Genomic DNA, 16239 nt, shown 5'->3' on the forward strand with positions numbered 1-16239 from the left:
TTTCTTTTGCACCGAAATAACAATGCTATAATGCGAATTTGACCTGCACTGTCTACCAATTGCATATTATGACACAGGCCATTGCAAGGAAATACAGCGCCATGATCCTGGTGCAGCGGAGCGCATTCAGGTTCAGTCCAAAAATTTTGAATTGGTAGTACAGCCCAAATTGCTTTATAATAGATTTTCTTACTTTATTCATAATGCCATCTGATTAGGGGGTAGCAGATTTGTTATTTGAAAAGCAGACATACGTGAAAAACCCGTTCCTATCAAAACCACAGCAAAGGATACCGAGCATCTGCCCTGTTGGTGAGATTTCAGAGGGCATTCCGGAAACAGCAACCCCTGGTGGACAAATCACATTCAAAGGACTATTCGATCCCCATCCATGGTACATGACGTACATTTTTTGTCCAGGAGTAAGGCAGTTTGTTATATCCAATGTTATGGAGGCAACAGAGGTTGTCCCAATAAAGTTTACAAATTCCTCATTTTTTGTTCCAGTGAATACATAACTATCCGGAATCGGGTCACTTTCGTAATAAACCTGCTCAAATAAAAAGGATGGCGATGCGGCACTTCCTGAAATCCGGCTATCCAGCGAATCCGTGAGCTGCCCTCTCGTGATATATTGATTTGATTCGAGTGCCGGAGCGCCCGTTGCGGTTCCTGCGATCTGCAAGGTTCCAGTTCCTCGTATATTGCCATTTACTTGAAATTTTTCAGTTGCAGTGATACCTTCTCCAACTCTCATAAACCCGGTCGCACGATCTACTGAAAAAGCGTCACCAAGAAGGTTCCCCGCATCATCATAATATGACAGGGTTAATCCATATCCGTGGTTGCCTGAACCCGGCTCAAAACCTTCTATAATCCATTCCCAGCGGCGCAGTCCCGCCAAATTCTTAATGCTCCATGCCGCTGCGTTCGGTGATCTGAACATTGATATGCCTCCATTCATCACCAGCCGGGCCGCTGCGTCATCAGTAACTGTTCCGAGAAGGAGCCGCCCACCGGCTGAAAAACTCCCACGCTCCAAATTGTTTGTAAAAAACTTCAATCCATGATTACTGGTTGAGCCGATCTCAGCAGCGGTAGTCCCATATCCAAATCTATTTGTGACACCACCATCAGAGGATAGTATTTGATCATCTGTTATGTTACCTTTATCAGTAACAGATTGCAAGTCCTGGGAAGTTCCACCATCCACAACGATGGTTTTCCAATGAGATGAATCAAAAGGTTCTATGGCCGGATTAAAAACAAAATGAACGGGCGTGATATGTTGAGGATTCAGACCGTCTAGGTGCCAGCTTACTCCACTACCCACCATCATGTCTGTCATTCCAACAGAATCGTATTCTCTGGATGCATAAAAATATACGTTATTGCGGTAAGCACTTTGAGATACAACCGGGGCGTCCGGGGACGTAGATGGCAGATAATACCATCCTGATCTGGTAATAACATTTACATCTGTTATTCTGATTGCCCTCCCATCTGTATGTGTAACTCTTGGAGATTGGAAATTATCAAGGATCGTCTTTAAATTCAGTGTATCCTGCCCAAGAATTGCAATAGCGTCACTACCGATGGTTGACAGCTGCATCTTTCTGAACTCAGTACGGCCTTTACCCTTGTTAAATAAAAAGCCCAGGGTGTCCTGGGTATGATTCTCCAGAATCAGTTCCGCGGTGTCGCAGACGTTGTAGATGCGGACGCTGTCTGCACGGATCTGGTAAACGTGCTGGGCGAAACAAAAATTGGTCAACAATAAACCGGCAATGGCGAAAAATACAGTTTTCATTTAATTATAATGTTGGTATAACAATAAATAGTTCATTGTGCTCCCATGAAGCTATGACGGCTGGAGCCACACTACTTTCACTTTCTTCCGGTGGCCCCTGACTTCCAGTTTGAGCGCCGCATACCTGTTTAGTGAGGGCGTGTAATCAGCCCCCTGCACGACTGCCAGATCATGTCCCTTTTTTTAACTTCACCGACATAGTAAAGTCAATAGCTTTAGCATTATCAAATGTCCCCTCCGAGTCATAGATTGCGGTCGAAACGGCCCTGCCGTAAAGATTCGTGGATAATGTGCACATACTCTAAAGGGCGGTCATACACAACTCCATCTTGTGTGTCAACATAGCCTGTTTCATTCTCTTCAAGACTATCGGCTCACAAAGTCGCTGATCAAGTGGGCAGGCAGCAAGAAGCATAGCTCTTTCAACTCCGCTTCTTGTTTTATTGGCAGATAATTTAAACTGACCTCCACCTTTCGATTGTTTCCTGCGCTATTTCGTCAACACCTTCTAACTTATCCTCTTTTGAAGGATTGTCAATAATTCTTTGCAACTCTAAAACCAAATCCTGATCTATTATGAACTCTTTAGAATGATATATTAATTGGTTAATACACCAATATTTCCATAACCCATCATTGCTTCTTAAAACCTTAATAATATTCCCCTTTATACTATTTGTATGCGCAGACAGCTTTTCAGCAATAGCCCTTGCATCTGGCCAATTAAAATCTTGCAGCCACTCTAACAAAATATCTACATGAGGTATTAACTCATCCCAGGCAGCTTCTTGTAAATGTTGCATAGCAACATGATCATCTTTATATCTTGGAATAAAATTTATTTGATTCATATGATTACGGTTTGGGTATTGGAGGTGTTTTCTAAGGCTTCAACTGCGTCGGACTTTAAAATTGACTACATATTTACAATTAGTTCGATACTCAAATCAAAATAACTACTATCGCAAATTAAATGTATGTCTCTCATCTAAAAAAGACAATGAAAACAAATCAATTAGCTAATATCGATAAAAACCCACACCATTTTTGCCTCGCCCGTATTACACTTTCGCCCCACTTCTCTACTCAAGTTCATGATATTTCTATTTTACTGTTATCTTCGGAATAGCTCGGAAAAGTAAATCGTCCGCGTATTCAAATATTTTCCTATACCGATCAAGAGCCGTCCCTTACGCTGGTAAATTAAAAAATTGACTCTGAGATTTGCCTATCCATAAGACGTCATCTTCAGCGCTTCTAAAAAAAACAAATCCATTATAATGACTTATAATCTGCTTCCATGAAAGCTTTTCAATTAAACGAAAATCCACATCATTTCGATCACCATTTATCCCGGCTTCGTAAAAACAAAACACAGGCTGCTCATAAGAAAACCAGATTCTTTCCAACAAATAGACCAATTCCTCTCTTCTTTTTTCAGCATGAAAAGTAAAACTAAGTTCAAATTGATCATCACTATATTGTAAACAATCAATCTCGCACAACAGCTTTTCAATTTGAATTTTTTGCATCAAACTCGTTAAGTCAAAATTATTCCTACGAGCAACCACAAAACCATCTTTGCTATTTTCTAGAAAAAATCTTAATAATACTAGGAGATAGTCATGACCAGGGCTACTATCACCTATACCCTTTATCGAGCATATATCTTTATCGTCTTCGTAAAAATGTAACTTAATCATTATCTAATTGGTTTAAAGAACGGTGCCATAAAAGAAGACGGATACCAATTTCGTTGCGATGTGTTTCCGTATTGTATACCTTTCCAATGAAATCTGATAGTAGAATGATACCCAAGCTTGCCTGTTGTATGCAATTTTCCATAGTCCCACCTGAATAGTGCACCTCCTCTTTTTGACTGTTTAATTGACAGAAGGGTTCCCGCTCCTTCACCTGCAGCAGGATTAGCGTACATAGCTTCCATCTTATACCCACCGACACTCAAACCTCCACGACCAAAAAGGCCATAGCCTCCGTTAGCGCTAAAGGCTACACCCGAGGTAATCGCCTTTGAAAGAGCAAATCTCCCGATCGCATAAGCCCCAGTTACTGTGTACGCCGTATTCATAATACTATTTAAGCTCGAAACAAAAGGCATACTTTTTTGATAAGCCGCTGCACTCATAACGCCTATATCTTTGCTTTCCTTCGCATAATCCTCCAATAACCAAGCAGGCGAATTTGCTGCAAGTGCATATCTATCATCAACGTAGCCAGGCATATTATGTCCGCCACTTCGATACATGGTGGCAGGATTATTTAACAACAAAGTATAGGTTTTACTAGTTTCATGAACCATTTCATTTTCATCAATTAGAATATTTCTATTTGTAATCTCCCAAACGTCCTCTCCTTCCGACTGGGTTATATCGATATTTCCATAGTTAGAAACTATATCAGGAATCTTTGTCTTGGGATGTCCATCTAAGCCTCCACCTAATGAACGAAAGACCTTTCTATAACTAGTATTAGTAATTCTAATAGTATCCGCACCACTCGGATCAATATTCAACATTGGGTTACCACCGAAGGCCAAGTAGGAACTTTCATATGGTTTAGCTACTATATCCACGTTCAGCCGCCTGCCCGTTCTCGGATCATACTCCCAAAACTCAGCTGTATAACTATTCCCTTCGCCCTTTATTTCATCCGATTTCTCTTGCCCATTAAAACCATACCTATACCCCCCAACATCAAAACCCCTCCCCACCATCAACATCCCGAACGGATAATAATCCTGCGCCGAAACGATCTTCGCCACATAGTAATCCACCAGACTACCACCATCCGAAACCGCTTCCTTGCTATCCCGCACCGTTGCCATCACATTCCCCAAATGGTTCCCCAACTCAAAGAACTTCTTCCCTCTCGTAAAGTTAGCACCTAATCCGGTTCCAAGGTTGCCCAAATTATAAGCAGGCACAAGCCCCGGATTCTCCACATTCAGCGCCACATCCATAATACCGAGGCGACTGCTTCCATACAGATGCACTTCCCGCTGCGTCAGGTCTCCGCCGTTCAGCGCGGCATCCCCGCTAACGTATATGCTCATCACATTACCGGTAGCATCACGGATGTACCGCGTTTCCACATCATTTACCTGTTTGCTCAGCCGGTTTCCGGATGCATCATAGGTATAATCGATCACCGTGCCATTCGCCTTCGTAATACGTTTGATCTTCCCGTACACCGTCCATTCGATGCTCAGCAAGCTGTCCTTGCTGTCGCTGATCAGGTTGCCGATGGCGTCATAGGCATAATTCCCGGCCTCCTGTTCGTCAATATCCACATCGTAATTCCCCGCGGGCACCGAATCATGCACCCAGTTCAGCTTATTTGTACCGGCATTGTAATGATACGTGAGCTTGTCCATCGCAGACGGCTTTCCCGCCCAGGTGTTGTTACCGTTCCGGTGATAGGTGAGGATATTACCGTTAGGATCATACGTCACGCGCTCTTTAAAATCATCGACTGAAATGGGCGTCCATGTATTTGAGGCGGCATTCAATCCATGCTCTGCATTCATGCCCTTCAGGCGGTTCAATACATCATAACTGTACTGATACAGCATTGGATCACCTACTTTCGGAACGTTCACAGACATGGCGGATATATTCCCGTTATACAACGGCTTGTTGGCTCCGCTGATAGCTGCAAACGGATTTACCGTGTTATTGATCGCTTTATAATCCTCATTTCCAAAATAATGCAATGCAAACCCGAAAGCGTCCCTCGCGGTGATACCACCGGCAGCGCCGTCACCACCCATATCAAAACCGGAAGAACCGCCGTACTGTTCACGCCTTTCAGCCAACCCTGCAGGTTGTAGGCATAGTCAACGCCCTGCACCTGCTGTTGCCCAAGTACCATCCTCGCCAGGGGGCCATGCTTATAATATTGATAGTAAGCATCATTTTCCCAATACACGCTATCCCTGCTGGTCTCCACATTCGTAATGCGGTTCTCCGCATCATATTGATAGCGATGATAAAACGCATCGGCCTGGCCGGGCTGATAGCTCACCATATTCACCTTTCCACTGATCAGGTCATAAACATATTCGATCTTTTTAAACCTGTTCGCTGCATTCGAGGCTGTACCGGGATTATAATCCTGTACCAGCGTTTTCACGTTCCCATGAATATCATAGCTGTAGAAAGAGCCTGAAGCCCGGTTACCGCTGTTCATATCGGCTGCGGTATTGTAAACGGCTGACCAGGAAACCCTGTTCCGCAGGTTCTTCGCATACCATACCAGGCCATCGAACGGCGCATGGGGCAGGTCGTACACCGTTTTGGTGATCTGCGTTTTGCTGCCGGAAGCATTGGTGATCCATGCCGCCAGATCCACTGCTTTCCGGCTGATCTGGTCATTCATGGCTGTGTTGCTGGTGATCTCCCCTACTTCTGTGATCCTGCCCAGGTCATCATACGTTGTGTAGCTATAATGATTGTCCAGTATCTGCTTCGCGTTCTGCGATGCCACCAGTCTGCCTAATCTGTCGTACCAGAAACGGCTCTCACCGGCATCCGGTGTTTTTTGCGCAATTACCTGGTTAAGCGTATTGTAACGGTAGTTGGTAGCCATGGTATGCGGAGGCGTCAGTTGCTCTGCTCCGGCGCGGGCAAGGGCCACGCTATCCGTCCATGATTTTTCTCTTCTTTTTATCACACCAGCGGGAGGAACGGTTTTGACAAGGTTTCCGACCTGATCGTAATAATATAGCGTGTAATGATATTCGCTGGATTGATAGGTCATGGAGAACTGCTCCATGGAGGCAGCCTGCAAAGCCATCTGCATGTAGGCTACGTCAAAATCGTTCTTGACGGAATCAACATACAGGTTATACAGCGTTTTACCCGCGCTTACGGCAAAGAAGGTACTGTCAGCACATGCACTGACGTCATTCAGATCTACAGCAGCGAATACCGGTGCGGCATTTCCGCATAACAACGGCCCGTTGCTGACGAGGTAACAACTATCCAGCCCCGGGCAATTCAGTGCTGTCCTTTCCGGATTGCTCGCCAGTTCCACCAGGTTTACCGTACTGATGCTGTTGCTCGACAGCATAATGCTCAACTGAGGGGCAGTTGTTTTCCGGATGCTGGCGGTCATGATATCCGTTCCAGTCATTGTTACCATGGTATCGTTACATCCGGTTTTACCCAGGATGTTGGCTAGCATCAACATGGATGACTGGCCATTATACAAACCAGCCCCGGCAAGGCTGCCATCCGGTTGCTGCAAAATGCGGAATAAGCGGTCTGTTCCGGTTGTCCGCACCTGCCTCGACCATTCAATAGAGTTATCTGCTCTCAGCTTATGCCAGAAAACATCCTGCGTTGATTGAGACGCGTAATATCCCCCGTCGAGCGCGGGACTGATCGTCCAGGATTCGGGAGTGATATTACCGGGACTTGATACCTTTTGCGCGGCAACGATATCACCGGATTGATCAACATCCATTAATACCCCATTCCCGTATGGATTTGCGCCATCGGCCAGGCTCACAACGGCGAGCTTGTATCCGGTGGATGTTTTCAATATACCGCCGGATATATTGTCACGGCCTTCCAGATCATACTGAACAATATCAATAAGATCACCGGTGTGCTTGTCCAGTTTCATCACTGCCACGTCGTAATTGCCGCCATCTGTAATAGCCGTTGCTGCCATCAGCGTATCACTACTTTCCAGCAAGCTGCCCCCCTTACGAGCAGCTGCGGAACCTGTCTGACGCATCCAGACCAGCTCTCCTTCACCGTCCAGCACACCTGTCACCCAGTCCACAGGAATATTCGTCAACGTCCGCAGTCCTGCAAATGCATACCTGCCGTCTACCAGCTGGATAACATCCGTCCCACGTCCCCCATATACTCCCCCGAAATCAATGACTTTGTTCCAGCTCACGTTCCCATTAGCATCCAGTTTTACTACCAGTATCGCCCCCCTGTCATAACAGTAGGAAAAAGTATGGCCAACGGCGATGAACCCACCATCTGAAGTACGCTTCAACCGCACAAATTCATCGTCCTGCTCGGCGCCATAGGTTTTAGACCATAAAAACAAACCGTTCTTATCGGTCTTGATCAAATAACCGTCCCTACCTCCGCTACCGGAGCCACTTGTTGAACCAGCCAGAACATAGCCGTTGTCTGCCGTGCGTTGTATATCTGTAATGTTATCAGTTCCCCCATTTGAATAGGTATTGACCAGCTGTTTCGACAAATCCCCACCTGGCCGGCAAACGACCGTACCGCCTTGTTGCGGCCCTGCGGCACAGCTATCCATGAACTGTATATACTCCCACGCCTGCTTTCCAAAGCCCAGGCGGCTATTCATATAACTGGCGAACAGCTCGTTTTTCTTCTGCTGAACGCTGTCAATATCCACCAATGAAGGGGTTATGCCCGGGTAAGCGGCTGTAAATGAGGTGTAGTAACTGCCTATTTCTTCGCAACTCGCACAGGCAGGAGCTGTCAGGCACTGGATCAGCGCGGGAATAGTAATTGGCCTGGGAAGGAAATTACACCCGTCTGTACCGGGCAGGCTGCAGGCATCCAGCAGCGCATTCAGATCGGATTGAGATATGCTTACTTTCCGGGTCCGCAGCAGGTAGGCAGACAGATTGGCATCTTCCGGCTGCTTCATGGCTTCATACTCCCGGTTAAGGTCTCCGAGTTTGCCGCATTCGCAATCGTCCGGCTTCGTATAACTCGGTTTGTCACCATACACCGGCTCCATGCCATATGCTTTGGGAGCGGTGATCAGCTGAGCATTACACTCCAGGGGATCAGTGATGCCATGTTGTGCATTATACTCATTCAGCACATCCTCAAAACTTCTGTAGGTGTATATGCTGGATGGCTTTACCGTTCTGGCGCCACGGGGATGGTCCCTGTCTGCCCCCTCACGGCACACCATTTCCAGCCGCGGAATAATAATGCCGTATAAGGCTGCGGAATCGTACTTGCAAGGGGCAAGCTGTTGTACCCATAACTGCACATAGGCTTTGCAGTTGTCTGCGTAGGCCTGGTTCATGGATGCATCGGCTATTGCCTGTACATCTTCCTCGCTCTGGTTATCTCCTGTCAATCCGCCAAGGCCATTTTCTTCCAATAAGTTTGCGGCATTGTTGAAATGGGAAAACTTCCCGTCAGATAAAACCTGTTGCAGGCTGGCACCGCAATTGACGGCAGACACCTGCGCATCTATCAACTCTTTTCTGATATCCAGGTAAAACTGCCGGAAAGTGCGCCAGGCCATATTCAGGTCACCTTCGCACATGGTGGCCTCATCGAAGGAGGTTGTAGGCGTATTGTATAGCGCCTGACATGCCTCGTCCCCGGATGGACATTTTGTTAATATCGTAGCCAGGCTCCATATGGAAAGGTTCGCTTTATAGTGCTGCAGCTTTCCGTTAAGCTGAGTTGCATAATCAACTGCCAGCGGATCGGCTCCGGCGGGGAACGGCAAACCTGGAAGCGCTGTAGGGTTCAGATATCCTGCCAGTTTGGCCTCCTCATAAGTATCTATTTTTGCAAAATCCCTTGCCCAAAAAGTGTTGTCGCGGAACTTCTCCAATTCCAGCAGTTTACAATACTCCGGATGGAATTTTAACAATGCTTCCGCCCAGGATGCTTTGAACTTTTCGGCAAACTGAGCCGGCGTCAATTGCTGCGGCGTTACATAAGCATTGATGTATTCGTTAAAAACAAGGTCTGGCCGGCCGGCATCATCAAGGTACGTCACACTGTCCCGCTGGTAAGGCCGCAGAGTATTCTCATCCGGATGATAAAAAATGGAGAATTTACTGGCACTGTCACTTACAGTGGCATACTGGCCGGAAGGGCTGCTGACATCTGCCAGCATCAGCAACCTGATATCATCGGCCTCGGATGCTATACCGCAAATATCATCACAGCTGGCAACTGCTTTCCGGTAAGCCGACCAAGCTTCTCCGCTGTAGACAGCGGTATCCGCCAGCTCGTATCCGGCATTCAGCACATAACTTTCCCGGAAATCCGTGAAGGAGCCGATACTGTCCAGGCAGCTCTGGCAATCGGGGAAACAGTCCGTTGTATGCTGCAGCTGGCGTTGTTCCTCGATCATTTGTTCGAGTGTCACGCAAACATTGGATTGCAGGAAGATGCTATCCCTATAGAAATCCATTCCCTGTTTACTGATCGTCAGCGTTTTGGTGATCTCGTAACTTCCTTTTTCCAGGTAGATGTCAAACTCCAGCGTGATCGGTTCAGGAGCTTCGCAACCCGGCAGTATCTCCCCTGCGTCATAGTTACGCAGCACAGTATCGAAAGGTTCCCCGCCAAGGCGCAGGTTATAGGCATCGTCCGTAATCCTGATCTGCAGGTCATACAAGCCCTTGTAGCATATAATATTATTATCACAATCAGGCTTCTGCAGCACGGGCGGCGTCAGCTGATACCTGAAATTGTAGTAACCGTCCTCCGTAACAAGATGGGATGTATGATTGGAGATCTTAAGATCTCGGATAATATTCTTGCCGGCGCCTGAAAGACTGTCTGTCACGGTAATCACCTCCTTGCCCGGCAGATCTTCCAATTCCGCGCCGGAAGGCGAGCCCACAAGCGCTGTTGCTATGGTGCGGCCATGCATGTCCAGATACGATACCGAATGCTGACCATTGGCATCGCTGACCATATTCTTGAAATAATGGCTGCTCAGGCCAGCTTCCGTTCCAAATAGCGCATCAAGGTCTTCCTGTGAAGGTGTTGAATAATAATATTTTGTTTCATGATTCGTCCCCAGTTGAAAAGCAGGCCCAACTCCCCCCTGCCGGGCTATCCGCCCGGTATTGTCCTGCGTATATTGTGTTTCCGCAAAGGCGTGCCCTTCCGCATCAGGGATGAACTGGTGAATACTGGTATTCTTGTCAGGATTGGAAGGTGAATAGTATCGATTCGCGCCAGATACCGTACTCATCGGTTTGGCACTGGCTGTCAGATACTCGGCTTCAGTATTGATCTCATCGTAATTGCTCTTGTCGTATTCCGCTCCGTTGATCGCCGGATTGAGGTTAGCGGTGTATTTCAATACATTGTCAAGCGTTGGGGCCGGCAATACCTGAATAACGGGGCGGCCCTGATAATCGTAAAAAGACTCTGCAACTACGGTGGTGTTGGTGCTGTTATCCTTCGTTACGGTCTGCCGGCTACGCAGGCTTCCATCGAAGTATTGTACCACTACTTTCCGTTTGCCGTCTTCCGCGAAAGTGATGGAGGATTGCCAATTGAGATTCCGCTCGTGGCCGCAAAAACCGTAAATACCCAGCCCGCCGGGAAACTCCGAACTCCAGGCGGTTTCCGTCCTGACGAAACCCTCCTTCTCCTGAACCGCTCTCACACGGAAGTATAACACGCCCCCATTATCATACAGCAGGGGTATTGCGTAGCTGTTCCCGGTAATGGTCACACGAGTGGTATTATTCACAAATACCAGTTCCGGGTTCAGGGGATTGCCATACCGGTGATCGGTCAGTACGGATGAATCAATGTACGCCCATTCCAGATCGTACACATTCGCCCCCACCGTAACAGGCCAGCTTACCATGATCTCATCCGTTGTATCCGTTACAGGCGGATTGTCAGACGAAATTGACTTCACTGCATCCTCCGTACATAAAAGTTTATAAACCGGATGCACCTCCATTTCGTTCTCCAGCATCAGCACGGGCAATACGTCATAACCGGCGGTGTTGGTCAATTCCAGCACCTTTACTTCCACCCTGTGCGAATTATTGAACACAAAACTGCTCCGGACGGCATATGCATTTGCCGTATCATACCTGATGCTCAGCTGCTGATCCACAGAATCCACCACCAGGTCCGGCCGGGTATAGTATATGCGAACATTGGCTATCGCGCTGAATGTATCTGGCAAAAAATGGCTGGAATATTCGTTGATCTTGAACGTAATGATGTTTCTGACCTTATAGGGCGTATCCAGCTTGTTGCCAAGTGCCGCATTAAAGTAAATACTATCCTGTACCAGGATGGATGAATCCTGTACCAGTTGACCTTCTGCGCCATCCAGCACCTTCTTCAATACAATCCCCGGGGCCGTCTGGGCCTGGCTTCTGCCTGTGATGAAGAGCAGCAGGACAAGCATTAATATTCTACCTGTCAGTTTCAGCAAATAAGGTTTCATATATTCCTATAGGTTAGGCGATCCTTTAAATATTGTATAGTCTGCATACTCCGGAGCAGGTGTGAATTCGTCCCCCTCCCGGTGGAAAAAATTATGTTCATCAAACCGCGCCCCGCCAGCTTCCAGTTTTTTATAGCCGGAAAGCTCCATTTTCACCACCGCATATTCACCATAATACGCCTGCGCGTCTTTATCTGATGACAATCCTTGCCCAGGCAGCAAAGCTGCCTTCAGAACATAGGTCACTCCGCTCATATACCCTGTTTTCCGGCTGACGTACATGCTCATCTCGCGGCAGGCTCCGCCTTCCTTAAAATCTATCCTGATTGTCCGGGTATCACCCTCTTCCACTATACTGCAACTCTCCACACCAGACCCTGCGAGTATAGACCGGATCTGCTGTAATGGGTCATCTTTACGAATCTTCGAAGGCCGCGAGAGATACATCAGCTTGTCCTCTCTGAACAGGATAATATTATACCGGTCGTTGGATACAGATTCCATATGGGCCACTTTATACCAGGTGTTTGGGCCGGACAGCTGAACGCTCCCTTTTAATGAATCCAGTATCATATCAGGATCTTTTTCACTGGTATAGGTATATCTGATGTCAAACGACACCGGGACCGATTGCATCACCTGCTGCAGCCGGCCGATTTCCATGAAAAATTTGCCTGTATCAATAGTTGCCTGCGCTACCGAGGCGTTACACCAGGCCAGCAACGTGACAGACAAAACGATAAATACCCGTTGTATATTCATGTACAAGTTATTCTTTAATTAAAGCGCTTCTGGTTTCCTTAAGTGTTTTGACACCTCTTTCCGTTTCCTTCTTCACACGCGTGAGCGTACCATCGTCATCGTACTCAAAGAAAGTAGCATAGTTATGTTCATCCAGTTCCGCCATCAATCTGAGGGTAACCGGATCGTAAACAAATGATTTCATATTAGCGTGATACGGATGAAAGCGGATATCATCGAAATAGACGTTCGCAGCACCGGTAGCCAGCATCACCATTGATAGTGCTGTAGTTCCGGCAGGCAGTTCTATTACCTGCTCATAGCGCTGCCATCCTTCTATAATACTACCTTCAGGCATAACAGTGATCGTAGTATTACCGGAAGGGCTCATTACCACGATATCTATTCTGTTGCTGCTATAGGAGGTACAATTGCAATCCCGGTCTTCTTTTACCCATGCACTAAAAACCACTTTTCTGCCGGACAGGGGGGTAAACCCGGGCAACAGCACACCTTTATTCGCCCGGACGCTTTTCAGTACCGGAACAGGACTGCAGGCATTGGCACCCGTATTGAAAGCAGGAGCCGTTAATATCATGGCTGTATCGGCCACATTGCAGACGATGCCCACGGTATCCCCGGGCTGTACCCGCAAGCTATATCTGCCGCTATGATGTTCCGCGCTATCGATATAATTCGCGTAAGGAGAAAAATCAACCCTGCGGTCAGCCGGGCAGCTGGTGTCGCAAGCATTGACGGCAAATCCATAATCCTCAAATCCATCATATGCCGTCTCCTGATAGCGGGCATTTTGCACTACCGCTACCGGGAAAGCATTGTCGTAACCATAAATGGCAGCATTATACCGGCCAAGGGGATCTTTATTTTCCAGCTCAAAGCCTTTGCTGTTGAATAATGTGGATTCCGCATTCCATACCCAACGTGTAGTGTCCTGCCGGGCTTTCCATTTACCCTGTTGCAGCTCCCAGAAAGCCATAAAATCGTTAAAGGTGCCATCCTTGCGTATGTTAGTTTGCGCGGCCGGGTCTGATTCTTTGCGCGCACCGTAGTAAGCATAGGAGCGGAATGGCCGCCAGTTACCCAACAGTCCGTATGTGTAGGGATTTACGCTAGTATCCGTAACTGCGCTGTAACAAGTTTCTATGTATGGCGCCAGACCAATAGTCACCTCATCATGGATTGAATTCTCACAGATATCCGCACTGATCTCTACATGATAGGTTCCTGCATGAGCAGCTGTCATCCCTGCAATGACCGGGTTCTGCAAAGCGCTTGTAAAACCATTAGGCCCGGTCCAGCTGTAGGTGATCGCTGTTGTGGGCAGGTTAATGACTTTGAACCGGACAATATCACCGACGCAATGCATCGGTTTATCGGCAGAGGCTACCTGGGCCGTGGCGAAGTCAATGACCTTAACCGTTTGTACAACGGCTGCACCACATTCATCCTCCACACGTATATCATAGTTCTGATTCACCATAAGCGTATATGCCCCACTTGAAGTAGCGGTACTGAACTTGCCTGTAGTATTAGTAGCCAGATACGGACCTGTTGCACCATTACCCTCAGCGGCTAGCTTGTATGTGTAATTGCCTGTAGCCTCCGTACTTCCGTTTATAGCATAAGCGGCAATACTTCCCGAATTGCTGGCACCGCCGGGACAGATCCAACCGATCGTCCTGTTCACATCTACCGCCAGCGGATGATGCACATAAGTGATGCTTTTTACATTTGCCCCGTTGCCATTAGCTACCTCCGGAGAATACTCGTTAACAGACGCCGGGCTTGCGGACATGGCGATCTTATAAGTACCGGGGACCGGCAAAGTCAGTATTCCCTGGTTAGGTACGATGGCCGGATCAAAACCCTGTTGCCCCTGAGGCCCTGATAATATCCGGAAATATGCAGGCCGGCTTGCATCGTTGTACATCGCTGTGCCGTCCGGAACAACTTTCAGGCCCTCGCAGCTTTGCTGTTGTGTATAGGTAAAATTGTAGCGATATACATCCCGCTCCTCAACAATGAGCGGCAAATCATATACACCGCATTCGTCCGTTATCCGGAACAGGTATTCCCCCGGACGGAAGTAAACATTCGGGTAAGGTGACTGAGAGGCGCCTATTGAGAACGAAATGCTGGAGTAACCACCAGGGATGGTATAGGAATAATCGTAGATACCCGGGCTGACCAGCTCAATTTCGGTACCAGGGGTAAATGCTCCGGAAGATTTAATGAGCCGGATCCCTGTTGTACCGTCATTACCTGTGGCCCCGTTCGCAAACAGCTGCGCAGAGTAGGGATTCGCCGGTGGAGCCAGTACAGGCCAGGTGCGTTCCACATAATAGCCATCGCCGGTTGTAATACTGTAGGTATATGTACCAAAAGGAAGATTCTGAAAATTATTGAAGGTGCCGTAACTCGTTATCGTATCATGCCATAGCTGGTTGGTGCTTGTATTCCGCATAGTGGCATATGCCGGCAGGCAATAGTTGTTATTGCTTCCGGGAACAATAGATCCGTTAAAGTCGATTGCACAGTTCGCTGTCGTATTAAGTTGCGGGTACGGTGCAGTCAATAACACAGGAAAATCATATACCTGACCGCATGCAAAAAGTACATGGAAGGTCACATATTTATTATAGGCATCCTTAACCGTCCAGCCACCAGGCAGTACCAGCGTATCTCTTACCTCCGGGTCCATAGGCATATAGGGTGACATTGGCCCTCCGTCAAAGGACACACTCCAGTGAAAGGGAGAAGCATAGCCAAAATAAGGACCAAAAACCGAAGAGGTATTAATCCTGAGCGATCCGATGACATAGGTATTGCATGTACCGGCCATGGGCGATAATACCGGCAGAACGAACGATGAAGCCGTTGGCGCAGGAAGTGAGCCCATTGACACGGTTTGCTGTGAAGCAATAGCATTACAGGCATCCGAAATGGAAAATGTATAGTCTCCTTCCACCAGGCTGTCTACCGTATAGCCGGCGGCGGAGGTAGTAAAAGACAATGGCCCGGTATATGCTGCGGGGGCTGCGGTTATATTGATCTGATAAGGCGCCTTTCCACTCTGCAACGTCACTCCCATCCGCCCCGTATTGCACATGTACAAAGTACTCCGTATGGGTGATACAAAGGCTGCAAACTGCACGTAATTGCCGGGCACCACTACATCTTTTGTTCTGGAAACAGCATCGCCGTTACAAACACCGGATACCACTACCCTATAGCTGCCAGCCGGTATATTTTCCAATTCCGGGGATGTTCCCGGGGAAATCCCGTACCCGCCGGATGTCAGTGGCTCAAGACTAAACAACAGATTAGTAACAGCGCCTGCATCAGCACCGGTCAGGGAAACGGTTATGGTCCCACTGGCAGCACACCTGGAACTGTCTATGACCGTGGAGATATCCCATTCGCATTGTGCACGGGATTTCAGAGCGGTCATTAACAGC

At 47.6% G+C, this 16239-nt stretch carries 7 protein-coding genes; all 7 read right to left on the reverse strand.

Features of this window, described 5'->3' with window-relative positions; genetic code table 11:
* Window positions 1–214: 214 nt before the first annotated feature.
* Window positions 215–1810 carry a hypothetical protein gene (locus FW415_RS21575; RefSeq protein ID WP_148389154.1) on the reverse strand — a complete coding sequence of 532 codons (1596 nt, stop codon included), beginning with the start codon at window positions 1808–1810 and terminating at the stop codon, window positions 215–217.
* Between the two features lie 455 nt (window positions 1811–2265).
* Window positions 2266–2661, reverse strand: a complete 396-nt coding sequence (locus FW415_RS21580; RefSeq protein WP_148389156.1) for a DUF5071 domain-containing protein — start codon at window positions 2659–2661, stop codon at window positions 2266–2268.
* A gap of 339 nt (window positions 2662–3000) precedes the next feature.
* Window positions 3001–3513 (reverse strand): hypothetical protein, encoded by a 513-nt coding sequence (locus FW415_RS21585; protein ID WP_148389158.1) that lies wholly within the window; start codon window positions 3511–3513, stop codon window positions 3001–3003.
* The gene (locus tag FW415_RS25460) at window positions 3513–5600 is read right to left on the reverse strand and encodes an RHS repeat domain-containing protein (protein ID WP_148390037.1); all 2088 of its coding nucleotides are present in this window, start codon (window positions 5598–5600) and stop codon (window positions 3513–3515) included. Before FW415_RS25460 ends, FW415_RS21585 begins: the two co-directional genes overlap by 1 nt.
* On the reverse strand, window positions 5495–12019 hold the full coding sequence (locus tag FW415_RS21595) for a hypothetical protein (protein ID WP_148389160.1): 6525 nt from the start codon (window positions 12017–12019) through the stop codon (window positions 5495–5497). The genes FW415_RS25460 and FW415_RS21595 overlap by 106 nt, the downstream gene beginning before the upstream one ends.
* 6 nt (window positions 12020–12025) lie before the next feature.
* A complete protein-coding gene (locus FW415_RS21600; RefSeq protein WP_148389162.1) occupies window positions 12026–12781 on the reverse strand; it encodes a hypothetical protein in 756 nt (251 codons plus the stop codon).
* Between the two features lie 7 nt (window positions 12782–12788).
* A complete protein-coding gene (locus FW415_RS21605; protein WP_168208938.1) occupies window positions 12789–16232 on the reverse strand; it encodes a hypothetical protein in 3444 nt (1147 codons plus the stop codon).
* Between the last annotated feature and the right edge of the window lie 7 nt (window positions 16233–16239).

It is taken from the genome of Chitinophaga sp. XS-30, assembly GCF_008086345.1.
Lineage (GTDB): Bacteria > Bacteroidota > Bacteroidia > Chitinophagales > Chitinophagaceae > Chitinophaga.